Consider the following 25,080-nt stretch of genomic DNA (forward strand, 5'->3'; position numbering starts at 1 on the left):
GCCCCTTGGCAAGCGCAAAATCAGTATCCATCGTCCGGACCAATGCTATCTTCATAGTCCGCATACGGCCCCGGCACGCGGTAACCTTCATCAAGCCATTTCAATAAGTCACGATCTTTGCAACCCTGACTACAAAATGGCTTCGATTCAGCTGCTTGTGGCTTTCCGCAGAACGGACATTGATTAGCTTTGCGCGACATGCACCTGCCCATAGCCTGAGGTTTTTTCGTCTGCAACCACGACCATGTCAGCGCCGGACAGGCGGATGGCTTCGGCGCGCCACTGCGCCCATTGCCCGGATTGCAACAGGTGTGCAACAACGGGTCGTGCTGTCACCGTTCGCGGTCCAAAGCCTGAGGACTGTGCAACCGCACGCAAAAGCCAATATGCCTGCGTCTCGTCGGAAAGCGCCGCAATGCGCGTACCAAACAGATGGTCAAGGATAGATGGTCTTGGCCTTGCCCGCACGACCTGCATCATGCCGTAACCGTTGATCGCAGTCCGTTCAAAGGGACGCTGATCCAACGTAGAAGCGGCATCAAAAATTTCTGCAATCTGTGTCCGCTGCGTCTTTGCTTCCATCGATACAAAATCGACCATCACCATTGCGCCGATCTGGAAGAGTCGCAACAGACGGGCAATTTCGGTCGCGGCCACGCTGTTAATCGCGAAAGCATTGCCAATGCCATCCACGTCGAAAACAAGCCCTGCCTTGGTGCGTTGAAAGCTGACCGTGACATCACCGACGATTGACTGGCCAGCAAGGGCCACATCAAAACCTGAAGCAATCGACGCGGCCAAAGATTTATGCCCCGGCAAAGAAAGTCGATTGTTCCAAAGCGCGTCCTTTTGCGGCAGCGGGTCCGGCAAATTATTGCGCAGCATAATCTCCGGCGGTTTGGTCCGGCCCGGCTCCGATATCGCCTCTCGCATTACCTCAAAAGCAACGCGCGAACCTTCCGGATCGCTGATTTTGCTGCGCAGCAAAAGTTCGCTTCCACTGTCCGCTATGATGTACGCCCCCGATGGCGTTTTCCGGTCAATCCGGCCATTCCCGCATTCGCCTAACACCCATTGCACGTCCCGTTGGATGTGAATTTCGAGTAGGTGCCCGCCTTCGACCAAAGCGGCACGTCGTTCGCCCGGCGCTTCATCGCGCCACATCTCAATCAAGCGGAAAGCCCGAAGCCCGAAGCAGCGCCCGGGTTTCATATAAGGGCAGACCAACCACGCCCGAGTGGCTGCCTGCCATCCAGTCGATCAACGCTTCTGCCCTGCCCTGGATGGCGTAACCGCCAGCTTTGCCAAGCCCCTCTTTGCTTTCAATATAGCTGTCGATTTCCTGTACGGACAGCCGCTTGAAACGGACGATGCTGTCGCAAATCCGGCTGCGCAACCGGCCATCGGCATCGATGACAGCAACGGCGCTCAGCACATGGTGGCGACGGCCGCTCAATAATGTCAGAAAGCCGCGCTGCATGTCGGCGTCGGCGGCTTGCGGCAATATCCGGCGGCCAACTGCTACGGTGGTGTCGCCTGCAATGATGATTTCATGTGCGGCGCGCGAAACGGCCTGAGCCTTCTCCTCGGCCATGCGCAGCGCATAAACGCGCGGCACCTCGCCTTTGCGCGGAGTTTCGTCAATATCGGGCGCGGCAATGCGCGCAGGCACAATGCTCAGACGCGCAAGCAGGTCACGCCGACGCGGGCTTGACGATGCCAAAACAAGTGTGGGGTTCAGACCCAAGGCCTGCCGCCTTTATTTGAAGCGGTACGTGATCCGGCCTTTGGTCAGATCATAAGGGGTCAATTCACACAGCACCTCGTCACCGACAAGAACACGAATCCGGTTCTTGCGCATTTTTCCGGCGGTGTGGCCCAAAACTTCATGACCATTTTCCAGCTCGACACGGAACATTGCATTGGGCAGCAATTCTCTCACTGTCCCACGCATTTCGAGTAATTCTTCTTTTGCCATTCGGCCCCTTAAATCATCAAAAATCTGAACTTGGTGCGCCTTTAACCCTAATGTTCGAAAAAGGGAAGAGCTACAGTATAATCGCCCTATTGCGACAAAATGCGACAAAGTTCATCTGTCCTATTTTGCGTATATCCTTATGTACCAACGCAATAACAAATGAACTGAGCTCCCCCCCCATGAAATTTTCCCCATTTTGTGCACTATTGCTCACGTCAACGGCTTTGCCTGTCATGGCGGCGGACGAAATCCAGAGTACCGGAAGTACAGTCGCCATTTCGAATGAAGAAGCGGAAGAACCGGTTGAAGATGATTCTTCCGGCGAGATCGTGGTTACGGCCGAGCGCATTCGCGGCTCAGTGGATACTGATGTCCCGCCGATCGAGCAGCTGGACGAAGCCGATATCGCGGCTTTGGGTGCATCATCGCTGACTGATCTGGTGGCAGCGGTTGCACCGCAAGCCAATTCAGGACGCGGGCGGGGCGGCGGACAGCCCATTGTGCTTCTCAATGGCCAGCGTGTTTCGGGGTTTCGCGAATTACGGGATTTGCCGCCAGAAGCCATCCGTCAGGTGCAGATCTTTCCGGAAGAGGTAGCCCTCAAATATGGTTTCCGCCCTGACCAGCGCGTCATTAACTTCGTTCTGAAGGACAATTTTGCCTCCTTTGCCGCCGAGTTTGAGCATGCCCAGCCGCAGGATGGCGGTTTTGCCAGCAATGAATTCGAAACGACCCTAACGCGCATCGGGACGAACACGCGCCTTAACCTTGATGTCGAGCTTGAGCGTTCAACCGCGTTGACCGAAGCCGAGCGCGATCTGATTTCGTCAGGAGGTTCATTATTGGCGCGCGGCGGTAACGTCAGCGGATTGGGTCTGAATGGCGAGATTTCGCCTGCGCTCAGCGCGCTGTCCGGAAGCACCGTCACGCAAGCAGGGGTGCCGCTCGGCATTGCCAACCCCACTTTGTCGCAATTTGCCGGAAACGCGAACCGCCTTAACGACGCCAACATCGGCGACACACGGACTTTGCTGCCCCGCACAGAACGGCTTGAAGTCAACGGCACCTGGAGCCGGTCACTTGGCCCGCAAACGGTCTTGTCGCTGAACGCCAACTTCGCTTTGACAGGTAGCGCATCGCTGCTTGGATTGCCCGGCAGCAGCTTTGTCGTCCCCGGCAGCAGCCCGTTTTCACCTTTCGGTCAGGATGTGACGCTCAGCCGCTATTTCGACAGTCCCCGGCCGCTGGAGCGAGAAAGCGAAACCCGCGTGTTTCAAACCGGCAGCACGTTCAACCATTTGCTTGGCGGCTGGCGCTGGACCTTAACCGGCAATTATGCCCGGACGGCAAATGAAACACGCACCACCCGCAATGCAGACTTCACCGCCTTGCGCGCCGGAGTACTGGCCGGCACCACCAATCCGTTTGCTGCCGACTTCGGTGCCAATCTGTTGTTTCTCGCGCCCGATCTGGCGAGCAGCCTCAACCAAAATTTGGACTTGCGGAGCACCCTTGCAGGAACGTTGTTCACTTTGCCTGCAGGCGATGTGCAAATGACCTTCGCGTCGGGTTTCACCCGGCAAATGCTGGACAGCGAAACATACCGTTCGGGTCTCACGACCGGCGTGTCGCTCCGGCGCAACATCATGAACCATTCGGTCAATGCCGAACTTCCGTTGACCGGAAGCGACTTCGGCATTGGCTCTGCCATTGGCGAATGGTCGATCAACGGCAATATCGGGTTCAGTGGCCTGTCCGATTTTGGCCAGCTGGTGGAATATGGCGCTGGCTTGCGCTGGGCACCCGCGCGCAATTTGACGTTTCAGGCCTCCATCACAGGCGATGAAAACGCGCCGGGTATCGGCCAACTCGGGAACCCCATATTGGTCACGCCTAATGTCGCGACATATGATTTCACGCGCGGCGAAAGCCTGTTCATCAACGTCATTACCGGCGGGAACCCTGCCCTGATTGGCGAAAAGCGGCGTGACTTTATTTTCAATGCCAACTGGAATCCTGATTTCATCAAGGATTTTGCGCTTCAGTTCAGCTACTTCAAGAACAACAGCCGCAACACAACGGCGGGTTTTCCGTTGCTCACGCCTGAAATTGAGGCAGCATTCGCCAGCCGGGTCGTGCGCGATATCAACGGCCGCCTGTTAAGCGTCGATCAACGACCCGTGAATTTCGACCGCGAAGCTTCGCAGCGTATCCGCTGGGGTTTTAACGTGTCAGGGAACATCGGCGCCCCACCGCCACAACGTGGCCCCTCGGGTGGCCCTCCTGGTGCAGGCGGACCTCGTGGCCCCGGTGCAGCTGCTGGCGGAGGTGCCCCGCGTGGGCCACGCGGACCAGGAGCTGGCGGCGGCGGACGCGGCGGGGGCTTTGGTGGCGGCGGTTTCGGCGGTGGCGGTGGACAACCAAGCCGCTGGAACATAGCTTTGTACCACACCTACCGTATTCAGGAAGAAATCCTGATCAGACCCGGCGTCCCTGTGCTCGACCTGTTGAATGGCTCAGCCACCAGCAGCAATGGCGGCGCATCGCGGCACGAAGTTGAGCTTTCCGGCGGTGTGTTCCACAAGGGCTTTGGGTTGCGTCTCCAGGGCACCTACAAAAGCGCAACGACTGCCAATGGCACTGGCTTGCCGGGAAGCAACGACCTGCGCTTTAGCGACATTGCCGCTGTAAACGCTTTTATATTCGTCAATCTCGACCAACAGGCCAGCGTGGTTAAGGCATTGCCCGTTCTCAAGGGCAGCCGCATCACCTTCCGGATCGAAAATATCCTGAACGATATTGTCGACGTGCGCGACCAGAACGGCAATGTACCGCTTGGCTACCAACAAGGTTATATCGACCCGCGAGGCCGCGTATTTGAAATGAGCTTTAGAAAGCGTTTTTAAGTTTTCGTCTTATCCTGCGTGCTAACACCAAAACAAAAAGGCCGCCCCGATGGGACGGCCTTTTTTACGGTATTAATCTGGCTTATTTCGACGCGATGGTGATCGCGACTGGCGGCGCCTTGTCCGGGTCCGATGCAATATAGGCCGGATTATAACGTTGTGCCCATGCTTCTGCTTCTTTCAGCCATTCGATATGCACATCTTCATATGGCAAGTTATGCGTACCCTTTGGCTGCTCGACATATTTGAAATCGACGCCTTCTTTCTTGCCCGAACTTTTAAGCCGCGAAACAAGCGTGCGCGACTGTTCGATGGGGATACGTGCATCGCGCAGGCCAGCAACAATCAATATCGGTGACCATGGCCCGTTGGTGTTCCGTGCGGAGGAAATGCCTATCAAGTCATCAGCCGTCGCCTGGAAATTTGCCCCGAAATCACCAAAGGCACGCGTGTCATAGGCTTTCATCATCGGGAAATCATAAACGCCTGCACCGGCAATCGCGCATTTCCATTTGTCCGCGTCACGCTGCGCGCCGCGCGCCGTTGCGTAACCGCCATAAGACCAACCCATGATGCAGGCACGTTTCGGATCAATTAAGCCCGATTGCCCAAACCATGTGAGGGCGTCATTCAAATCATCCTGCATCCGCATGCCGTATCCGGTCGGCTTACGGCCTTCCTTGACGAATTCTTTGCCATAGCCACCTGAGCCGCGGTAATTTGGCTGAATGACCACATAACCAAGCTCGGCCATAGCCTGATGCCATGGGAACGGGCCGAATTCCTCAGAATCGCGGACACCGTAAGGACCACCGTGCGGCATGACGATGACAGGAAGATTTTTACGCGTGGGGCGGTGACGCGGGTACGTAACCACGGCTTCGATTTCCATGCCATCCGATGCCTTATAGCGGATGGAATCCATTGGGTTCATAGTTTGGTTTTTTAAAATGGGGTGATACCATCCCAGCAGGTTCATATCGCCGGTATCAGTGTTAAACAGATAATAGCCGCCTGGTTCGCCGTTTCGCTCTACAAAAACAACTACTCTTGTATCGCCATCGTTTGTCGAGCCGATCGTCGCGTTACCTTTTCCAAAATCTTCATCCAGCAATTTCTGGATCATGGCCAAACGCCCATCGAACCAACGTTGCCGGTCTTTGTTTGAAGTATAGCTGACACCCGCCATACCGTTGCGCTTTTCATTCGGAATGACGCCGCCAACATCATATCCTTTCACGCCAAACACAGGTTCGCCGATTATTTGCATAGTCTTGACGTTAATCTTATAAACCTTGCGGAACCCGTCCTTGTTGCTTGTAGCATAAGCCAGGTCCGGCTCGTCGAGAAAAACGGAAGGCGTGATTTGCGTGCCGGTGAATGTGGGATCAGCTTCGTTAGACACAGTCTTCATGGTACCATTTGCATCAGACCGATACATGAGCCGCTGTTTGCCACTATCACCATCACCGCCAACACCAGCGCGGATCACACCATTGCCATCCACGATCCAGCCACCTACTTCTACGTTAGGGCGCATGACTGTTTTAAATTTGCCCGAGCGAACGTCGACTTCGATAACTTCAGGGTTGCCGCTGTAGCTCATGTCCTTCAAGACATCGCGTTCGACAAGCAAAGTTTCCTTCTCGTCATCGATAAACAGAATTGAAGCACCATCGGCACCAGCTCCATCCCATGCCAGTGGCGAGATTTTTTTAGTCTCGAGATCGTACGATACTAGGCGGTCCACATCGCTGCGATTTCCGCTTAGAATTTCACGAGACCGAACTGTGAATACAATTGTCCTGTTGCCTACGAATCTCCAAACGGTGACTGTCCGATCGCCGGCCTCGCGAAGTTCTTCGGCCGAGGCGAAAAACACTGGGGCCGAACCCGGCTTGGTGACGTCGATGTAGCCAAGATTATCGACACCATTCTTGCTCATCATGACGACGATCTTCGTGCCATCCGGAGATAGCACCGGAGTGCGCATAAACGGGCGCTTCCCGAACACGGCAGTATCCGCTCGGCCTTTTGAAACAAGAATCTCGCCATCAGCGGACTGCGCGGCGATGTTTGCGATAACACCACCAGCTGGTCCATCTTTCGCCAACGCACCCGCAAAAGTCGACGGCAGTGCAGCCCCGACAAACAACGCGGTTATAATAGCTTTTTTCACAATCTCTGCTCCCCAGCACACGTTAATATGCTTTGGTTATACGTTCGATGAAACGAGACGCAAGCAAGACAAAATACTGTGTCGAAGTTTTTCGATGAACGGAGCACGTTCACAAAAAAACCCGCCGGAATCGCTTCCGGCGGGCTTTTAAAACTTAGTTATGTTCAGGCGTTACATGCCGCCATGCGCCAGTGCAGCCAACAGAAGCAAGGCCACGATGTTCGTGATCTTGATCATCGGGTTCACAGCTGGGCCCGCGGTATCCTTATAAGGATCACCCACGGTATCGCCGGTTACGGCTGCCTTGTGCGCCTCCGAACCTTTGCCACCATGATTGCCGTCTTCGATGTACTTCTTGGCATTGTCCCATGCGCCGCCGCCCGATGTCATCGAGATGGCAACAAACAGTCCCCCCACGATCACGCCGAGCAGGAGCGCGCCAAGAGCCGCAAAGCCCTCCGCCTGCCCTGCAACGGCAGTGATGATGAAATATACCGCGATTGGCGTCAAAACGGGCAGCAAGGATGGGATAATCATTTCCTTGATCGCTGCCTTTGTGACGAGATCGACCGTACGCGCATAATCGGGCTTTGAGGCGTAGGTCATGATGCCGGGGTCGTTTGCGAACTGGTCACGCACGTCCTTCACCACTTCGCCAGCCGCGCGGCCCACTGCGGTCATGCCCATTGCGCCGAACAGATAGGGCAGAAGCGCACCGAGCAGTAGCCCGACGATGACATATGGGTTTTCAAGGCTGAAATTCACCTCAAGCTCCGGGAAATACTCCCGAAGGTCGGCGGTGTAGCACGCGAAGAGCACGAGGGCGGCAAGACCCGCCGAACCAATGGCATAACCCTTGGTCACGGCCTTTGTCGTGTTGCCAACGGCGTCGAGTGCATCAGTCTTTTCACGGACAGATTCGTCAAGGCCAGCCATTTCGGCAATACCACCGGCATTGTCGGTAACGGGGCCATATGCATCAAGCGCAACGACCATCCCAGCCAATGCCAACATCGCAGTCGCGGCAAAGGCAATGCCGATGACGCCCGCAAGCTGGTACGCGATGATGATACCGGCACAAATCACAATCGTTGGCATCGCGGTGGATTCAAGGCTGATCGCCAGACCTTGAATAACGTTGGTGCCGTGACCGGTTTCCGATGCCTTGGCAATCGATCGTACCGGACGGTAATTGGTGCCGGTATAATATTCGGTGATCCAGATAATCAGGCCAGTGATGACGAGGCCAAGGAACGAACAGTAGAACAATGTCCGGCCCGTAAACCCGCCAACGTCGACTTCCATACCGCCCAAAGCATAGTTGATCGCAAACCAAATCGCGGGAACAGACAAGATAGCGGTGACAAGAAAGCCCTTGTACATCGCGCCCATAATATTCTTGCCGCCGCCAAGACGGACGAAATAGGTACCAATGATCGAGGTGATGACGCACACGCCGCCAATGAGCAGCGGCAGAGTCATAAGATTCAGGAACAACGCACTGTCGGTGACGCCCTGCACCAGCAAAGCGATCAGAACCATCGTTGCGCCAACGGTCACGACATAGGTTTCGAACAAATCAGCCGCCATACCAGCGCAGTCGCCGACATTATCGCCGACATTATCGGCAATGACCGCAGGGTTGCGTGGATCGTCTTCGGGAATGCCAGCCTCGACCTTGCCAACAAGGTCAGCGCCGACGTCAGCAGCCTTGGTAAAGATACCGCCGCCTAAACGCGCGAAAATGGAAATAAGCGATGCGCCAAAGGCCAATGCGACCAGCGCATCGATCACAGGGCGGCTATTGGGTGCCATCATTGCGACATCAGTCAAATACCAGAAGAACCCGGCAATGGCGAGCAAAGCAAGTCCTGCCACCAGCATGCCGGTAATGGCCCCTGCGCGGAATGCCATGGTTAGGCCCGCCTGAAGACCGGTCTGTGCCGCAGCAGCCGTCCGCACATTTGCGCGCACCGAGATATTCATCCCGATGTACCCAGCAACGCCCGAAAGCACCGCGCCAAGCACAAAACCGACGGTCGGAATAAGGCCAAGGAACAAAGCGACCAGAACCGCGACGGCAACGCCGACGATGGCGATGGTCCGGTACTGACGGCCAAGATAGGCCTTTGCCCCTTCTTGAATGGCCGCAGCGATTTCCTGCATTTTTTCGTTGCCAGCCGGTGCGCTGAGCACCTGGCGGCTGGTTACAAAACCGTACAGCACGGCAAGTAACCCGCATAATATTGCGATAATTGTTAGAGACATGAAATTATCTCTCCCCTCCTGTTTGTGTAAACAACAACTGTTGTCACTCTCCTCCCGAGAAGTGCAAGCCGCCGGGGTATAAGGCGGCAGCATGAACAATGGCAACCCATAAACGCCGCCTGCTCTAATGCTTCAGTTATTGATGCAAATAACCGAGTGTCGGGGGCAATTTCACTGGATTTGCGCCATCTTTTAAAGTCAGTCCGCCGCCGTCAATAACGCGCCCCACGGCCGTCGCTGGCACGGGCAGCGCGGCCTCGGGTGGCGCGGTGAACAGCAATTGATAATCATCGCCCCAGCTGGCTGCTTGCATTCTGCTTTCGCGGCTATCGGAGCGGTAGCTGACATAAAGCGGCGACAAGGGCACGCATGAAAGGTCGATTTCGATGCCAATCTGGCTTGCGGTCGCAATACGTTCGGCATCGAGCAACAGGCCATCCGACACATCCATCATTGCGGTGACCAACGGCGCCAGAGCTCGACCGTCGGCCAGCCGCGCCATTGGCCGGTTGAACGCGTCGGCAAGCGGCCCGACTTCGTCAAAACCAGCATCAATGAGCTCAAATCCGGCCAAAGCATCGCCCAGCGTGCCGGTTACATATAAAATATCACCAACTTGCGCACCTCCGCGCGACGGCACGGGGCGGTGGCTTGCGATCCCAAGAGCCGTAAGACCAAACGCACGTTTGTCGCCACGATTGGCTACCGTATCGCCGCCGAGCAACGCAACGTGATAATGCGCGAGCACTTTTTTCAATCCAGCGGCGAAGGCCCTGTCCCATGCGTCATCGCCAAGCATGAAACCAAGCAGAACGCCGACTGGCTCTGCGCCCTTTGCCGCAAGATCAGACAGGTTTGACGCCACGAGCTTCCATGCCACATCCTCCGGATTGGCGTTTGAGCGGAAATGCACGCCTTCCGCCATCATATCATGCGTGATGATGAGAGCGGCATCGCCCACTTCGATGACCGCGACATCATCCAGCAAGCCGCGCGCCGCAGGATCAGTGGCAAAACCGCGCAGCAGATTTATGAAGGTGGATTCGGTGGTCACGTCGTGTCGCCCCCATCTCGTTATCCCGAACTGGTTTCGGGATAACACGCTGCCATATTATGTTGTCCTGGAATGAAATGACCAGAGGTCGCACAAGTTCAGGACGACGAAAGAGAGGCTACCGTCGCACATCTTTCGCAACAGCATCGAGCAAGCCATTGACAAACTTCGCGTCCTTCTTGTCGAAAAAGGCATGCGCCACATCAAGATATTCGTCGATAACGGTCGCGGTTGGTACATCTGGCCGGGCAATCAGTTCATATGTGCCGCAACGCAGGAGCTGAAGCATCGTCTTGTCCAAACGCTCCATCTTCCACTTCTCGCCCAGCTTGCCGTCGACCAATTCGTCGATTTCTGCGCGGCGTGCGTCAACGCCAGATACGACGTCATCAAAAAAGTCAGGATCGGCATCGGCATATTGCGCGTCTTCGATTTCCTGCCCCAGCCGGTGCGAGTGAAATTCGTGCAGCAACCGGGCGATGCCGATATCTTCCATATCCATCTGATACAGCGCCTGCACCGAGGCGAGCCGCGCAGCGGAACGGGCTTTGGATTTTGCACTGGCGTTATTGGCACTCATAATCTTTTCCTGACACTCGCCGCATGCGCGGGTAAACCCTCGGCATCGGCAAGTGTTGCTGCTGCCGGGCCGATGGCGTTCATTGCGTTTCGGTCGAGCGCGATGAAACTTGTACGCTTCATGAAATCAAGCACCGAAAGACCCGACGCGAAACGCGCGCGGCGTCCGGTGGGCAATACATGATTTGGACCCGCAACATAATCGCCAATCGCCTCGGGCGTCATTCGGCCCAGGAATACCGACCCGGCATGACGAACCAGATCGAAAAGGCGTTCGGCACGATCATCATCCACCGCAAGCTCAAGATGCTCCGCGGCCAGACGGTTGACCAAAGGCATCGCCTTTTCCAAATCATCAACAACAACAATAGCACCAAAGTCATCCCAGCTTTGACGCGCAACTGCGCCTGTTGAAAGCGTCGCGATTTGCGCGTCAACCGCTGCCGCGACCTTTTCGGCAAAAGTGGCATCGTCGGTAAACAGGATCGACTGGCTGGTCGGGTCATGCTCGGCCTGACTGAGCAAGTCGGCGGCAATCCATTCGGGGTCGTTCTGCGCATCGGCAACTACGACGATTTCCGAAGGTCCGGCAACCATGTCGATCCCGACGACGCCATATAGCTGACGTTTCGCCTCTGCGACCCACGCATTACCGGGGCCAGTGATAACGTCGACAGGCCGGATACGTTCTGTCCCATATGCCAAGGCCGCAATTGCCTGCGCGCCACCGACGCGCCAGATTTCATCCACGCCCGCCAAATGCGCTGCGGCCATGACGGTCTGGTTAGTTTCCCCACCCGGCGTTGGCGTGACCATGACGATGCGCTCTACGCCGGCCACCTTGGCAGGAATTGCGTTCATCAATACGGACGACGGATAGGCCGCACGGCCACCGGGAACATAGACCCCAGCAGCGTCAACGGCCGACCATCGCGCGCCAAGACGCACATTGTCGCTATCAAGGTAATCGCGATTTTCGGGCAATTGCGCCTTGTGATAGGCTTGTATCCGTTTGGCCGCGAGCGTCAGGGCATCGCGCAGATCCGGCTCCAGCCCATCATACGCCGCCTTGCACTGCGCGGCATCAATCTGCCAGCCAGCAGCATTCAGGTCAAAGCCGTCAAAACGCTGAGTCATCTCCGCCAATGTCGCATCGCCCCGCGCGCGCACATCGCGGATGGTTTGCACGACGGCGCTCGACACATCGGCGTCTGCTTCACGCCGGCCATTGACCAGCGCGTCAAAGGCTTCGGCAAAGCCAGCGTCAGTGGTTTTAAGCAACTGCACGTAATCCCGCCAATTCTCTAAAGCGTTGCACCATGTTGGGGATTGTCCCGCTCATCATCTTAAATGCCGCGCGATTGACGATCAGGCGCGCCGAGACCTGGCTGATAACCGCCGTTTCGACTAGGCCATTTTCGGCCAGCGTCTTGCCGGAGGAGACCAAATCGACAATACGGCCCGACAGACCAAGCGAAGGCGCGAGTTCCATCGCCCCATTCAACTTCACGCACTCGGCCTGAATCCCGCGCGCCTGATAATATCGGCTCGTTGTGTTCGGATATTTGGTGGCGACACGAATATGCCCGCCATTGACGTCGTCCACCGCACCCTTCGGCATTGCCACCGAAATCCGGCAACGGCCAATGCCCAAGTCGACAGGCGCATAAAGTTCGGAATAATCAAACTCGTCGATCACATCGGATCCGACAATGCCAATCTGTGCCGCGCCATGGGCAACGAAGGTTGCGACATCGAAAGCGCGCACGCGGATGATGCTGATCGCAGGGTCATTGGTCGCAAACAGTAACGCACGGCTGGCGTCATCAAAAAACGCTGCCTCAGGTTCGATGCCCGCTGCCTGCATCAGCGGCAACGCCTCGTCCAAAATCCGTCCCTTGGGGATTGCAAAGATGATAGGTTCAGTCACAATGGCCGCGCTTTAGGGGCCGCGCGCAGAAAGGGCAATATGGCAGAACCCATCATGTCACAGGATTTTGGCGCTGGTGTCATGGATGATCGCCGGATTGCCGAAGGCATAAAGGTGCAAGCCGAGCATTGCCGCCGCAATAATGCGCCGGTCACGGCCCATATCGTTGAGGCGCAGCTGGCGTTAATGCACGGGCCCACACTCTGCGGCCATCGCATTGCGCGCTGGCCGGGACTGCCGCTTGAGGACGCCATGCCCCTGCGGCTCGCGGGCGGGTTTCACCATCTGCATCTGACTGGCGCGGACGACCGTCTTGGTCCCATCTACAAAGGCGAAGTCACCGAGCAGGCCGAAGTCGATGCCCTGATTGGCGCAATCACCCGCGACCATGATGCGCGGCTATTGCCGTGGCTCGACGGTCCGCCACAAACCAACGAAGCGGGACGGTCGGCCAGCTTTATGGCAGCCTTGTTGTGGTTGTCGCGCAGGATCGGCGCGCGGTTCGAGATGAACGAAATTGGCGCGAGTGCAGGCATTAACGTCATGATGGAGCGCTATCATTATGATCTTGCGGGCGTTTCTGTGGGACCAGCAGCTTCGCCGATGCGGATCAAGCCCGAATGGCGCGGATCGCCGCCGCCTAACGCGTGCGTGGAAATCACGCAAATCAGCGGCTGTGACCAAGCACCGGTCGACTTGTCCGACCCAGAAGCAGCGATGCGAGTCAAAAGCTATGTCTGGCCTGAAAATATTGACCGTCTTGGGCGCATGGACGCCGCAATTGCGCTTGCCACCGAAATGCGACCGAATATTGTGCAGGCCGACGCGCTGGATTGGGTGCTGGAACGGCTATCTGCGCCGCAAGAGGCGGATGTCGTGCGCATATTCAACCATTCGATAGTCTGGCAGTATATTCCCGAAGAAAGACGCCAGAAAATCCGTGCGGCCATAGAAGCTGCGGGCCAACACGTAACGCCGGAACGCCCGCTTGGCTGGATCATGCTCGAAACCAATCGTGAGACGTTCAAGCATGAGTTAATGGTCAAATATTGGCCAGGACCGGACTCATGGCATTTGCTCGCCGAGGCTCAGGCGCATGGCGCGTGGATCCACTGGCTTGCCGATTAACCCAGAAACTTGTCCATCGCCGCGTTCACGGCCTCAGGCTTTTCCCAGATCACGAAATGCCCACAGTCTTCGACGGGTTCAATTGTCACATTGGGAACCAGTTCTTCGATGCCGTCGATATTGCATGGCGGCAAAGCGAGGTCGTCCATAGCCCAGATCACTAACGTCGGGATCAACAATTTCGGAAAAGCGTCGGCTGCAAAGGGCGGAATTTCGGCCTCCTCATCCATCGCGGGCACATTCAGGGCCGCGGCGCGGTACCAGTTAAGCATCCCGAAACAGGCATCGCGATTGGTCCAGTCCGCAAGCAATGCGGCGCGCTCCTCTGGTTCCATCGCACTTGGCTTGTCCCATTTGATGGTTTTCAACAACAGACCGCTCAGCCCCTGTTCGATCACCAGCGCGTCATTCGCCGGATCCCGGAATGCGCGCATATATTGGCTGGATTCGCGCTGGTTCATGTCCGTAATCAACAATCGCTGAAACAGGAAAGGATGCGGCGCGTTGGCGATGATCGCGCGCGGCACACGGCCAGCCCAAGCCGGATTGAACGCACCTGCTTGCCCATTGAGCGCAACGCTCCACGCAATCGCGCCGCCCCAGTCATGGCCAGCGATGATGAATTCCTGCACATGCAAGGCATCGGCCAGCGCGAAAATATCGGCGGTCAGCTTATCTGCAGTATACGCGTCGACCTCCTGCGGTTTTGACGTTCCGCGATAGCCCCGCTGATCGGGCGCGATGCAGTAAAAACGGTCGGCAAAATGCGCCATCTGATGCCGCCACGTCCGGTGCGATTCGGGAAAGCCATGCAGGAAAATGATCGCAGGATTGGCCGGGTCCCCTGCGGTGAATACATCCATCTCAATTTCCGTCGACAGCGACAGGCGGTGCGGGGAAAGTTCGATCATGTCATGCGCCTTGCAAAAATGGGACGATGCATCAATTGACCCGTTTTACACGAATACCGGTGTTGTTCATGACCAGCATGAAACTTCCCAAAGCTGCCCGCTTTATCTTGAACTTCTTGCCATTCCTCAAAATGGACGAAATGCCCTGCGTGGTTTGCCATGTGCCCGCGTCTTTTACCGTGAACTGATACTTGCCATATGGCAGCGCTTGCACATTCGCCAATTCGCCTTCGATTTCTTTGAACTCTTCTTCCTGTTCCTCGTCGCTTTCCCCGAAGAACGGAATTTTCGGCAACGAGAACCCGAATAATGATCGCTTGGTTTTGCGCACTTCACTTTGGTCGAGGATTACTACTTGCCTATTCTCGGTCGCAGTCTCCAAAGCCATGGCTGCGGCATCAAAACATTTCAGCCTTGCCGCAGAATCCGTCAATGCGCGGCACGCGACGATGTCGCTATATACCTTGGGCCGGTTCACTTCGGCGGCATAAGCCGGCGCGCAAAGCGCAGCTATAAGGACAACGTAAGTCAGCTTCGTCATGTGTTCGTCTCCGCTTTGGTCCGGTTTTTCCCGATACCATGAATTACCTAAAGTTCGCTGGGGGCACTAGCCTTGATCGCGAGGGCATGGACGCGCGTTCCGGGAATATCGCCCAACGCCTTGTTCACCATGCGCTGCCGCGTCACCCGCGATACGCCGGCAAAGGCAGCGCTTTCGATTTCGATGGTAAAATGCGATTCGCCCGACCCGTCATCGCCGCTATGGCCATGATGCTGCGCGCTGTCGTTGATGACGGCAAGGCGGGTTGGCGCGAATGCCGTTTCGAGCAGCATTTCCATTTCAATTTGGGCAGGACCTTTTTTCATCCGCCACTCTTCCCATATGGCAGGTTTTTCGCCAAGGAAAATCATGGCTGCAGAACGTTCCACTGACCGATTTCACGGCCGCATTCGCGGGGCGGCGCGGCAGTGCGCCCATCCGCGCTGCCGTGAGGCAGGCGAATTTCGCGCGCCCGATCCGCAAGGTCAGGCAGCATCGGGCAATGGCCCGGGCGAATATCAATATTTGTGTCTCGACCATGTACGCGAATTTAACGCCGGGTATAACTGGTTCGACGGTATGACTTCCGATGAAATCCTGATGGCGCAAAGTCCAATCGGCATGTGGCCAAGCGAAACCCGTGCGTTTCGAGCCAGTGGCAGCGTCGATTCGCCACCCAAATGGGCTGACTTCAAAGACCCGCTTGACGCGATTTATACGCGATTCCGGTCGCGCTTGCCAAAGGAGCGTGCCGATGGCCATTTCCTGTCGCCTGAGGACCGCAAGGCGCTCAGGACGCTAGGGCTTGGCGAGGATGCCGACCGGCGTGCCTTGCGCAGCGCCTATTCGGCCAAGGTCCGCGCTTATCATCCCGACAAAAATGGCGGCAACCGGTCTTATGAAAAGGCTTTGCAAGACGTGATTGCTGCTTATACGCACCTTAAAACATCTCCCGCCTTCATTTGACGAGACTGACATGACCGACATTCCGAATATCCAGCCCGACAGCCGCGATGCGACTATTCTCGCTGCCCCTGACAAGATGGTCAGCGTGCGCGAACTGTTCGGCATCGATGTAGACATGGAATGCCCCGCTTTCTCGATCGCTGATGAACGCGTTCCCGACACCGACGACAGCTATGTCTTTGACCCCGACACAACGCTCGCGATTTTGGCTGGCTTTGCCCATAACCGGCGCGTGATGGTTCAGGGTTATCACGGCACTGGCAAATCCACGCATATTGAGCAGGTCGCCGCGCGCCTGAAATGGCCGTGTATCCGAATCAACCTTGACGCCCATATCAGCCGGATTGACCTCATCGGACGCGACGCGATTGTCCTGCGCGATGGTCAACAAGTCACCGAGTTTCGCGAAGGCCTTTTGCCATGGGCTTTGCAGACACCAACCGCGTTGGTGTTTGACGAATATGACGCTGGCCGACCAGACGTGATGTTCGTCATTCAGCGCGTACTCGAAACCGAAGGCAAGCTGACCTTGCTTGACCAGAACCGCGTTATCCGTCCCAATCCGTTCTTCCGCCTGTTTGCCACCGCCAACACCGTTGGCTTGGGCGACACCAGCGGACTGTATCACGGCACGCAAGCGATCAACCAGGGCCAGATGGACCGGTGGAACATCGTTGTTGGCCTGAACTATTTGCCAGCGCAGGTCGAAAGCGAAATCGTTCTGGCCAAGGCGTCGGGCACCGATGCCGCGACCGTCACGAACATGGTGAAGGTCGCCGAAATGACTCGCCAAGGTTTCATCAACGGCGATATTTCCACCGTGATGAGCCCGCGCACCGTCATTACCTGGGCGCAAAACACCGCGATTTTCAAGAATGTCGGCTTTGCATTCCGGCTGTCGTTCCTCAACAAATGTGATGACGCCGAACGCGCCTTGGTCGCCGAATATTATCAGCGCGTTTTCGGACAGGACCTTCCCGAAAGTGTCGTTGGCAAAGCAAAGTAATTTTTCGGCTATTTTGCCGAAAGGATTTAGGAAAAGGACGATTTATGCAACGCATCGCACTTGCTCTGGCGCTCATGCTCTCCACCTCCCCGGCCTTTGCCGCGCTGAAACCCGGCGTACGCGCAACGGATTTCACGACGCAGGCCGTACTGGCCGGCAAGGCAGACACGTTTAACCTGAACAAGGCACTCAAACGCGGACCCGTCGTGCTGTATTTCTATCCAAAGGCATTCACGTCGGGATGCACGGTCGAGGCGCATGAATTTTCCGAAGCTTCGGACGACTTTGCCGCTTATGGCGCGTCAATTGTCGGCATGTCGGCAGACAATATTGAAACGCTGAAGAAGTTTTCGGTCGAGGCATGCCGCAACAAGTTCACCGTTGGCATCGCAACCAAGCCGATGATCAAAAATTACAAAGTCAGCTTGCCTATGGGTGGCATCACCAACCGGACGACTTACGTCATCGCGCCCGATGGCAAGGTGCTGTTTGCATATTCCGACTTGGGCGTAAAAGGCCATGTGTCGGGCGCGCTGAACGCTGTGAAGGTATGGCGGGCTGCCAATCCCAAAGGAAAATAATGCGCAAAACACTCCTCTTGCTTTTGCCGCTGTCACTGGCGGGTTGTACCGTTGCAGTCCAATATGGCGATGTACCCCACAGCACGCTTGCCGAAAACCCGCGCTGTAACCCGGTGCAAAACGACGACGCTGCCGTGGTGGGCAAGGATTATTTTCTCGTCACCAGCCGCCTGCCCGATTGTCGCGGCGACGCCATTGAGCTGACCAACCATCGCGCCGAAAAAGTCCGTTACGCCCGTTTTTCGCCACCACAGAAGATCAAGCCGTTGAAGGGCGATGCAGTTGTGGTCGTGCCACTTGCGTTTCAACCCGAAGACGCATGGTGGGCTGGCCTGCGCGATGCGGCAAATCTGCGCAAGGGCCGGGTTCTGCTGTATGTCCATGGGTATCGCGAGACCACGGCGACAACGACCCGCGACACTGTGCAAATTGGTACACTGAGCAACTTTGACGGGCCAGTCGTCCATTATAGCTGGCCGTCGCAAGGCAATTTGCTGAGCTATGCGGTTGACGAAACCAACATGTATTGGGACGAACGCAATTTCCGGAATTTCCTGACCAAATTGGCACGCACCGAATGGGTCAAGGAAATCGTCATCGTGTCCCATTCGCTGGGCGCGCGCCTCGTCATTCCAGCTGTCGAATATGTTGACCGCACGTCGAGTAACGCAGATTCCAGCAATATTTCCAATATCATACTGGCGTCACCTGATGTTGATCGTGAAGATTTCGAACGCGACATTGCCGAAGAAGTTCTCGCCGCCCGACGCGTAAACAACGACCGGCGCGTGACGGTATATGCCTCGTTAAATGACCGCGCACTTGCGGTCTCGCGCGCGGTTCATGGCTATCCGCGGCTGGGATCACCTTATTGTTTCAACCCGTTTGAGTCTGCGGCGCTAAAAGCAAAGGGCATGCCGCAACGGTGCTTTGCCACCAAAACGAAATACCAGACCGAGCCAGCCAAAACGGGCTTCACCATTATCGACACGACCGATGTGTCCGGTGGCGGTGCCGGGCATAGTGACTATTTGCGCAGCCTTGCGGTGTGCAAGGATTTTGCAGCGGTTGTGAACGGTGCCCGTACCACCGAAGACCGCGTCGCCACACAGAACGCGCATGTTTTCACGCTGCGCGCACCGACAAAGCCGACCAAGGAAGAGGTCGCGTCTGTCTGCAAAAGACTGGCCGAATAATGTCGAACGAGTCGCCCCTCGAACAGTTCAAGCAGGTCCTGACCGGTACCGCGCGTGCGATCGCGCATGAACCCGAGGTTGAGCTCGCCTTTACCGCCGATGCGCCAAGTCAGGCGGGCAAAAACTTCAAGGTGCCCATGCCGGGTCGCCTGCTTCCGCCGGATCAGGTCGCCGAAGCACGGGGCTTTGCCGACAGTTTCGCACTCAAGTTAAAGCATCACAATGCGGCGCAGCATGCGGCCCTCCGTCCAACCGAAGTGATCGCTGGCGCGGCGTTCGACGCGGTGGAAAATGCGCGGGTCGAGGCACTGGGTTCGCGCAATATGGCGGGTATCGCGGTAAATCTTGGTCATGCGCTTGATCTGAAAATGCGGACTGACCCCATCAGCCGCGCACAGGCAGCCGATGAAGTGCCGATATCAACAGCATTGTCGCTTATCGTGCGCGAACGCCTCACCGGTGCGGTTGTCCCGAATGCGGCAGCGGCTGGCGTCGACATGTTGCGCGGCTGGATTGAGGAAAACGCCGGCGGCGACCTCGACGCGCTTGCCCTTGCGCTGGATGACCAGACCGCCTTTGCCGCGCTGACTCAGTCCATGCTGGCGCATCTGAACCTGACCGAGGGCGAGGTTGACCCGTCCGACGCCGACGAAGGCGGAGAAGACGCGGACGACGCCCAGGATCAGGATGGCGACAGCGATGACGAAGGCGACGGTGAGGCTGGACAAGCCGACGCCCGCGCCGAGCCGCAGCAAGGCGAAGGCGAAGAGACCGAGGCCGATTATGACGGCCAGGATATGGACGATGAAGACGGTGCCGAAGGCGAAATGGGCGAAGACGGCATGCAGCCTGTCACACCACAACGCCGCAATTGGGACCATCTGCCGCAAAGCGATTACAAAATCTGGTCAACAAAATTTGACGAGACAATCACCGCAACCGAGCTTGCCGACGAAGAAGAGCTGAACCGGCTGCGCGCATATCTGGACCAGCAATTGTCGAATCTGCAATCGGTGGTCACGAAGCTTGCCAACCGGTTGCAACGCCGCCTGATGGCGCAACAAAACCGCAGTTGGGATTTCGATCAGGAAGAAGGCATGTTGGATGCTGCCCGCCTCGCGCGTGTGATCGTCTCGCCGGGAAGCTCGCTTTCCTACAAGATCGAACGTGAGACCGATTTCCGCGACACGGTGGTAACCTTGCTTATCGACAATAGCGGATCGATGCGTGGACGCCCGATCAGCATCGCCGCGATCAGCGCCGATATATTGGCGCGCACGCTTGAGCGGTGCGGCGTGAAAACCGAAATATTGGGCTTCACCACCCGCGCGTGGAAGGGCGGGCAAGCGCGCGAGGACTGGCTTGCTGCCGGTCGCCCTGCCATGCCCGGCCGCCTCAACGACTTGCGGCATATCATCTACAAAAAAGCCGACGAGCCATGGCGGCATGCCAAACGCAACCTCGGCCTGATGATGCGCGAAGGGTTGCTCAAGGAAAATATCGACGGCGAGGCGTTGCTTTGGGCGCATAACCGCCTGATCGCCCGCGCCGAAGACCGCCGCATATTGATGGTCATTTCCGATGGTGCGCCGGTCGATGACAGCACCTTGTCGGTCAACCATGGCGGCTATCTCGAACAGCATCTGCGCAAGGTTATCGAAATGATCGAAACCCGCTCTCCGGTTCAATTGGTCGCCATCGGCATTGGCCATGATGTGACGCGTTACTACAAGCGCGCGGTCACGATCATGGACGTCGAGCAACTGGGCGGAACGATGATCGAACAACTTGCCGGGTTGTTTGACGAGGAATAGGCTTGCCTTTCGCACCCCGCGTGGCATGAATTAATCAGACGATTAAATATGCGGGGGGAATAAGATGAACGTAACCGAAGCCGTCGCCTCACGGCGCTCTGTCCGGCAATTTCTGGATACGCCAGTCGAGCAATCGGTGCTGCAACGCGTGCTCGCCAAGGCGCAACGCTCCCCTTCCGGCGGCAATACGCAACCATGGAGCGCCGTGATCCTGACCGGACAGCCGCTCGCCGACCTCACCGCAAAGGTCAAAGCCAAGGCCGCCACTGCACCATTAGGCGAAGGCCATGAATATGACATCTACCCCAAGGGATTGGAGGGCCGTTACGAAGAGCAGCGCCGCGGCGTCGGCAAGGCGATGTTCGATGCGCTTGGTCTCGCGCGCGAAGACGGCGCTGGCCGCATCGGGCAGATGATGAAAAACTGGGACAGCTTCGGCGCTCCGGTGCAATTGTTCACTTACACGCGCAAATATATGGGTCCGCCGCAATGGTCGGACATGGGTATGTGGCTGCAAACGGTGATGCTGCTGCTCCGCGAAGAAGGCCTCGACAGCTGCGCGCAGGAAATCTGGGCGATGTACGGCACATATATGCGGGAATTGCTGGATATCGACGACGACCACATCTTCTTTTGCGGCATGGCCATTGGTTATCGTGATCCGGATGCGGCAGTGAACAATTTCAACGTCCCGCGCGTGGAGATTGACCAGGCGATACGCTGGAACGGGTTCCAAAAATACGCGTCATGCTGAACTTGTTTCAGCATCTTACTTTGCGACGTCGAGAAGTAAGACCCTGAAACACGTTCAGGGTGACGGTTGGACGGGTTTTCATCCTCCCGGCGTTCAGCATGACGGTCGGAGGTGGCTTGACCTCCGCACCCATTTCCAGCATCGCCAAGCCATGACCGAACTGCGCCTCTTCAACAGCCTTACGCGGCAACTGGAAACCTTTACGCCCGTCCATGCAGGTGAGGCACGGGTCTATACCTGCGGGCCGACGGTCTATAATTACCCGCATATCGGCAACATGCGCGCTTATGTCTTTGCCGATACGCTTGGCCGCGTGCTGAGTTACAAGGGCTATAAGCTCACCCATGTCATCAACATCACCGATGTCGGCCATCTTACCGACGACGCCGATACAGGCGAGGACAAGATGGAGAAGATGGCCGCCGAAAAGGCCCAAAAAGGCGAATTAACGTCGATCTGGGACATCGCCAAGCATTATACGCAAGCCTATTGGGACGACATAAAGGCGCTGAATATCCGCCAGCCAGCGCATTGGTCGATCGCCACCGATTATGTACCGCAGATGATCGCTTTTGCCGAAACCATCGCCGACAAGCATTGCTACGAACTTGACAGCGGCCTGTATTTCGACACCTCGACCGTCGCCAATTATGGCGCATTGGCGCGGGCCAAGACCGAGGACGGAGAGGCCCGCATCGACGAAGTCGAAGGCAAACGCCACGCCGCCGACTTTGCGATCTGGCGCAACACACCAGCTGGTGAAACGCGGCAGATGGAATGGGACAGCCCGTGGGGCAAAGGCGCGCCGGGCTGGCATCTCGAATGCTCCGTCATGTCCGAGGCTTTGCTTGGCCTGCCCTTCGACATCCACACCGGCGGCATCGACCATCGCGAGATTCACCACCCCAACGAAATCGCGCAAAACCAGGCGCGTTGCGGCAGCGACCATAGCGGCGCGCGTTTCTGGATGCACAACAACTTCCTGATCGAACGCAGCGGCAAGATGTCCAAATCCTCGGGCGGATTTCTGCGCGTGCAACTGCTCATCGACAAGGGCTTCCACCCCCTCGCCTACCGCCTGATGTGCCTGCAAGCGCATTACCGCAGCGAGATGGAGTTTAGCTGGGAAGGATTGCAAGCTGCGCTGGTGCGATTGAAACGGATGGTGATGGCGATCGCTGCCCTAAAAGCCCGTCATGCTGAAACCGCAACCCGTCATGCTGAAAGCCCAACCCGTCATGCTGAAGCCGCCCCCCGTCATGCTGAAACCAGCCCCCGTCATGCTGAACTTGTTTCAGCATCGTACTTGGCGACGTCCGAAAGTAAGACCCTGAAACAAGTTCAGGGTGACGTTCCTTTGGCCATCCAAACCACATTAGACGACTTCGGGGCCGCAGTAACTGACGACCTCAACACCGCCGTCGCTATCACCTCTTTGGAAACGCTGGTCGCTCTCAAAAAAGTCGATATCGCGCACCAACTCGCGGCGATTGCCGAAATGGATGCTGTCCTTGGGCTCAGTTTGCTGACGGTCACGCGCCAAGACCTGCGCATCCGACCAAAAACAGCAACCATCACCGAAGCCGAAATCGAAACCGCGCTTGCCGCCCGCAAAGACGCCCGCGCAGCCAAGGACTTCGCCAAATCCGACGCCATCCGCGACGACCTGATCGCCAAGGGCGTCGAAGTCATGGACGGCGACCCGCTCGGTTGGGACTGGAAACTGGATGTTTGAATTCGCCCTTCCGTCATCGCTGCGCGATGCCACCTCCCCAATGCAAGTCATTGGGGAGGACATGAAAGGAAATGTCACTTCCATCCTCCCCATCGACTTGCGATGGGGAGGTGGCAGTCCGCAGGACTGACGGAGGGGCAAGCGATGCGTCCGCAAAAATCAGCAAAATCGGTTCAACTGGCCAAGCGATTTCGGCGCGAATTGACAAAGCCCGAACTCTTGTTGTGGCAATATCTCCGCGCTTCTCCGTCGGGCCACAAATTCCGCAAACAGCATCCGGCGGGACCATACGTTCTTGATTTTTTCTGTGCGCGCGCGAACCTCGCTATCGAAGTGGACGGCAACGCGCATGATACAGAAATGCGCGCAGCTAGCGACGTTGCAAGAGATACATGGCTGGCCGCGCATCGCATCTACACCTTGCGCATTCCCGCAGTTGACGTACTCAAGGATGCAGCGGACGTAACAAATAACATTATCATAATAATCGATGATCGACTTGCTCATTTTGGGAAGGCCCCTCCGTCATCGCTTCGCGATGCCACCTCCCCATCGCAAGTCGATGGAGAGGAATAAATGATGACCAAAACTAAACTCGTGATGTCGGGCCTTGTCCGTCCATTAATTGAACCGAGGCTTCCCGACTGGATCGAGCCACAGTTTTTCATGTCCAAGGAAGAAGCGCTCACGCTTGCCCCTGAGGCCGAAATTGGCTGGTTTGACATGTATGACAAACGCGATATGGCCACGATCATTGGTGCCGCCACACACATGAAATGGCTCAACAGCATCTATGCCGGCGTCGACGGCATGCCGCTCGCGCAGTTGAAGGCGCAAGGGTGCGTTGTCACCAACGGCGCGGGCATCAATGCCATCACCATCGCCGAATATGTCGTGATGGGGATGCTGACGGTCGCCAAGGGCTATCGCGAGGTTGTCCGCGCGCAGGAACGCCGCGAATGGTTGCTCGATTCACCCGGCAAGGTTGAACTGTTCGGGTCAAAGGCATTGCTGCTTGGCTATGGCGCAATCGGGAAGCTGATCGAAGCACGCCTTACGCCCTTTGGCGTAGACGTCACCGTCGTGCGCCGTTCGGCTGCCCCAAACACTCTCACGCCAGACCAATGGCGCGCACAATTAGGGGAGTTCGACTGGGTCGTCCTCGCCGTCCCCGCGACCGCAGAAACCGACGGTATGATTGGCGCCGCGGAGCTTGCGGCCATGAAACCAAGTGCAACGCTCATCAACATCGCGCGCGGATCGGTCGTTGATCAGGACGCGTTGGTGGCGGCGTTACAAGGCAAGCAAATCGCCAGCGCCTTTCTGGACGTCACAACGCCCGAACCCTTGCCCGCCGACCATATCCTGTGGACGCTCGACAATGCGCACGTCACCATGCATCTATCGGGCCGCGCGCAGGACAAGATGTTCGTCCGGTCGGCAACGCGCTTCTTTGAAAATCTGGAGCGCTATCGCAACGGCGAGGCGCTCGAGCCGATAGTAAATTTGGATTTGGGCTATTGATGACTACCGCAGCCCTGAGCCTGTCGAAGG

At 56.9% G+C, this 25,080-nt stretch carries 24 protein-coding genes; 11 read left to right on the plus strand and 13 right to left on the minus strand.

Translation table 11 applies throughout. The annotated features are described in order from the left end of the window. Positions 1-20 precede the first annotated feature (20 nt). The 4 genes from ACLL9E_RS12550 to infA are packed head-to-tail and all read right to left on the minus strand — an operon-like array spanning position 21 to position 1,978. Complete coding sequence (locus tag ACLL9E_RS12550) at positions 21-212, minus strand: DNA gyrase inhibitor YacG (RefSeq protein ID WP_411292073.1); 192 nt, start codon at positions 210-212, stop codon at positions 21-23. Then, positions 184-1,164, minus strand: coding sequence for a ribonuclease E/G (locus ACLL9E_RS12555; RefSeq protein WP_411292130.1), 981 nt, complete (start codon positions 1,162-1,164; stop codon positions 184-186). Before ACLL9E_RS12555 ends, ACLL9E_RS12550 begins: the two co-directional genes overlap by 29 nt. A gap of 1 nt (position 1,165) precedes the next feature. Further along, positions 1,166-1,741 carry a Maf family protein gene (locus ACLL9E_RS12560; protein ID WP_411292131.1) on the minus strand — a complete coding sequence of 192 codons (576 nt, stop codon included), beginning with the start codon at positions 1,739-1,741 and terminating at the stop codon, positions 1,166-1,168. 18 nt (positions 1,742-1,759) lie between these two features. Next, complete coding sequence (gene infA / locus ACLL9E_RS12565; protein ID WP_125230427.1) at positions 1,760-1,978, minus strand: translation initiation factor IF-1; 219 nt, start codon at positions 1,976-1,978, stop codon at positions 1,760-1,762. A 179-nt stretch (positions 1,979-2,157) separates the two neighbouring features. Here infA and ACLL9E_RS12570 point away from each other — a divergent pair, with 179 nt between their 5' ends. Next, a complete protein-coding gene (locus ACLL9E_RS12570) occupies positions 2,158-4,884 on the plus strand; it encodes a TonB-dependent receptor (RefSeq protein WP_411292074.1) in 2,727 nt (908 codons plus the stop codon). A gap of 82 nt (positions 4,885-4,966) precedes the next feature. Here the strand turns inward: ACLL9E_RS12570 and ACLL9E_RS12575 are convergent, their stop codons facing one another. From ACLL9E_RS12575 to hisG, 6 genes are all read right to left on the minus strand, one after another. Then, the gene (locus ACLL9E_RS12575) at positions 4,967-7,063 is read right to left on the minus strand and encodes an alpha/beta hydrolase family protein (protein ID WP_411292075.1); all 2,097 of its coding nucleotides are present in this window, start codon (positions 7,061-7,063) and stop codon (positions 4,967-4,969) included. A gap of 171 nt (positions 7,064-7,234) precedes the next feature. Beyond that, on the minus strand, positions 7,235-9,331 hold the full coding sequence (locus tag ACLL9E_RS12580; RefSeq protein WP_411292076.1) for a sodium-translocating pyrophosphatase: 2,097 nt from the start codon (positions 9,329-9,331) through the stop codon (positions 7,235-7,237). A 136-nt stretch (positions 9,332-9,467) separates the two neighbouring features. Continuing rightward, entirely contained in the window at positions 9,468-10,385 is a 918-nt protein-coding gene (gene thiL, locus ACLL9E_RS12585; RefSeq protein ID WP_411292077.1) for a thiamine-phosphate kinase, read from the minus strand. A 118-nt stretch (positions 10,386-10,503) separates the two neighbouring features. Beyond that, positions 10,504-10,965 (minus strand): transcription antitermination factor NusB, encoded by a 462-nt coding sequence (gene nusB, locus ACLL9E_RS12590; RefSeq protein ID WP_411292078.1) that lies wholly within the window; start codon positions 10,963-10,965, stop codon positions 10,504-10,506. Then, positions 10,962-12,251, minus strand: a complete 1,290-nt coding sequence (hisD, locus tag ACLL9E_RS12595; RefSeq protein ID WP_411292079.1) for a histidinol dehydrogenase — start codon at positions 12,249-12,251, stop codon at positions 10,962-10,964. The genes nusB and hisD overlap by 4 nt, the downstream gene beginning before the upstream one ends. Continuing rightward, positions 12,238-12,894 (minus strand): ATP phosphoribosyltransferase, encoded by a 657-nt coding sequence (gene hisG / locus ACLL9E_RS12600; RefSeq protein WP_411292080.1) that lies wholly within the window; start codon positions 12,892-12,894, stop codon positions 12,238-12,240. The genes hisD and hisG overlap by 14 nt, the downstream gene beginning before the upstream one ends. 39 nt (positions 12,895-12,933) lie before the next feature. On the opposite strand from hisG, the gene ACLL9E_RS12605 reads away from it, so the two are divergent. Next, positions 12,934-14,022, plus strand: coding sequence for a DUF2332 domain-containing protein (locus tag ACLL9E_RS12605; protein WP_411292081.1), 1,089 nt, complete (start codon positions 12,934-12,936; stop codon positions 14,020-14,022). Here the strand turns inward: ACLL9E_RS12605 and ACLL9E_RS12610 are convergent. Genes ACLL9E_RS12610 through ACLL9E_RS12620 form a run of 3 tightly spaced genes read right to left on the minus strand, consistent with a single transcriptional unit; the run spans position 14,019 to position 15,800 of the window. Next, positions 14,019-14,933, minus strand: a complete 915-nt coding sequence (locus ACLL9E_RS12610; protein ID WP_411292082.1) for an alpha/beta fold hydrolase — start codon at positions 14,931-14,933, stop codon at positions 14,019-14,021. The genes ACLL9E_RS12605 and ACLL9E_RS12610 overlap by 4 nt on opposite strands. 31 nt (positions 14,934-14,964) lie before the next feature. Beyond that, the gene (locus ACLL9E_RS12615) at positions 14,965-15,474 is read right to left on the minus strand and encodes a hypothetical protein (protein WP_411292083.1); all 510 of its coding nucleotides are present in this window, start codon (positions 15,472-15,474) and stop codon (positions 14,965-14,967) included. Between the two features lie 47 nt (positions 15,475-15,521). Beyond that, on the minus strand, positions 15,522-15,800 hold the full coding sequence (locus tag ACLL9E_RS12620; RefSeq protein ID WP_411292084.1) for a BolA family protein: 279 nt from the start codon (positions 15,798-15,800) through the stop codon (positions 15,522-15,524). A gap of 43 nt (positions 15,801-15,843) precedes the next feature. Here ACLL9E_RS12620 and ACLL9E_RS12625 point away from each other — a divergent pair, with 43 nt between their 5' ends. From ACLL9E_RS12625 to ACLL9E_RS12665, 9 genes are all read left to right on the plus strand, one after another. After that, the gene (locus ACLL9E_RS12625; protein WP_411292085.1) at positions 15,844-16,440 is read left to right on the plus strand and encodes a J domain-containing protein; all 597 of its coding nucleotides are present in this window, start codon (positions 15,844-15,846) and stop codon (positions 16,438-16,440) included. A 10-nt stretch (positions 16,441-16,450) separates the two neighbouring features. Next, positions 16,451-17,446, plus strand: a complete 996-nt coding sequence (gene cobS, locus ACLL9E_RS12630) for a cobaltochelatase subunit CobS (RefSeq protein WP_411292086.1) — start codon at positions 16,451-16,453, stop codon at positions 17,444-17,446. A gap of 44 nt (positions 17,447-17,490) precedes the next feature. Next, positions 17,491-18,027 carry a peroxiredoxin gene (locus ACLL9E_RS12635; protein ID WP_411292087.1) on the plus strand — a complete coding sequence of 179 codons (537 nt, stop codon included), beginning with the start codon at positions 17,491-17,493 and terminating at the stop codon, positions 18,025-18,027. Beyond that, a complete protein-coding gene (locus tag ACLL9E_RS12640) occupies positions 18,027-19,223 on the plus strand; it encodes an alpha/beta hydrolase (RefSeq protein ID WP_411292088.1) in 1,197 nt (398 codons plus the stop codon). The genes ACLL9E_RS12635 and ACLL9E_RS12640 overlap by 1 nt, the downstream gene beginning before the upstream one ends. Continuing rightward, positions 19,223-21,037 carry a cobaltochelatase subunit CobT gene (cobT, locus tag ACLL9E_RS12645; RefSeq protein ID WP_411292089.1) on the plus strand — a complete coding sequence of 605 codons (1,815 nt, stop codon included), beginning with the start codon at positions 19,223-19,225 and terminating at the stop codon, positions 21,035-21,037. The genes ACLL9E_RS12640 and cobT overlap by 1 nt, the downstream gene beginning before the upstream one ends. Before the next feature lie 64 nt (positions 21,038-21,101). Continuing rightward, positions 21,102-21,791 carry a nitroreductase gene (locus ACLL9E_RS12650; RefSeq protein WP_411292090.1) on the plus strand — a complete coding sequence of 230 codons (690 nt, stop codon included), beginning with the start codon at positions 21,102-21,104 and terminating at the stop codon, positions 21,789-21,791. 151 nt (positions 21,792-21,942) lie between these two features. Then, positions 21,943-23,526, plus strand: coding sequence for a cysteine--tRNA ligase (gene cysS, locus ACLL9E_RS12655; protein ID WP_411292091.1), 1,584 nt, complete (start codon positions 21,943-21,945; stop codon positions 23,524-23,526). 144 nt (positions 23,527-23,670) lie between these two features. Continuing rightward, on the plus strand, positions 23,671-24,102 hold the full coding sequence (locus ACLL9E_RS12660) for an endonuclease domain-containing protein (RefSeq protein ID WP_411292092.1): 432 nt from the start codon (positions 23,671-23,673) through the stop codon (positions 24,100-24,102). Between the two features lie 3 nt (positions 24,103-24,105). Further along, complete coding sequence (locus ACLL9E_RS12665; RefSeq protein WP_411292132.1) at positions 24,106-25,050, plus strand: D-2-hydroxyacid dehydrogenase; 945 nt, start codon at positions 24,106-24,108, stop codon at positions 25,048-25,050. The last annotated feature ends 30 nt before the right edge of the window (positions 25,051-25,080 follow it).

Source organism: Sphingorhabdus sp. (assembly GCF_046596595.1).
In the GTDB taxonomy this organism is placed as follows: Bacteria; Pseudomonadota; Alphaproteobacteria; order Sphingomonadales; family Sphingomonadaceae; genus Sphingorhabdus_B.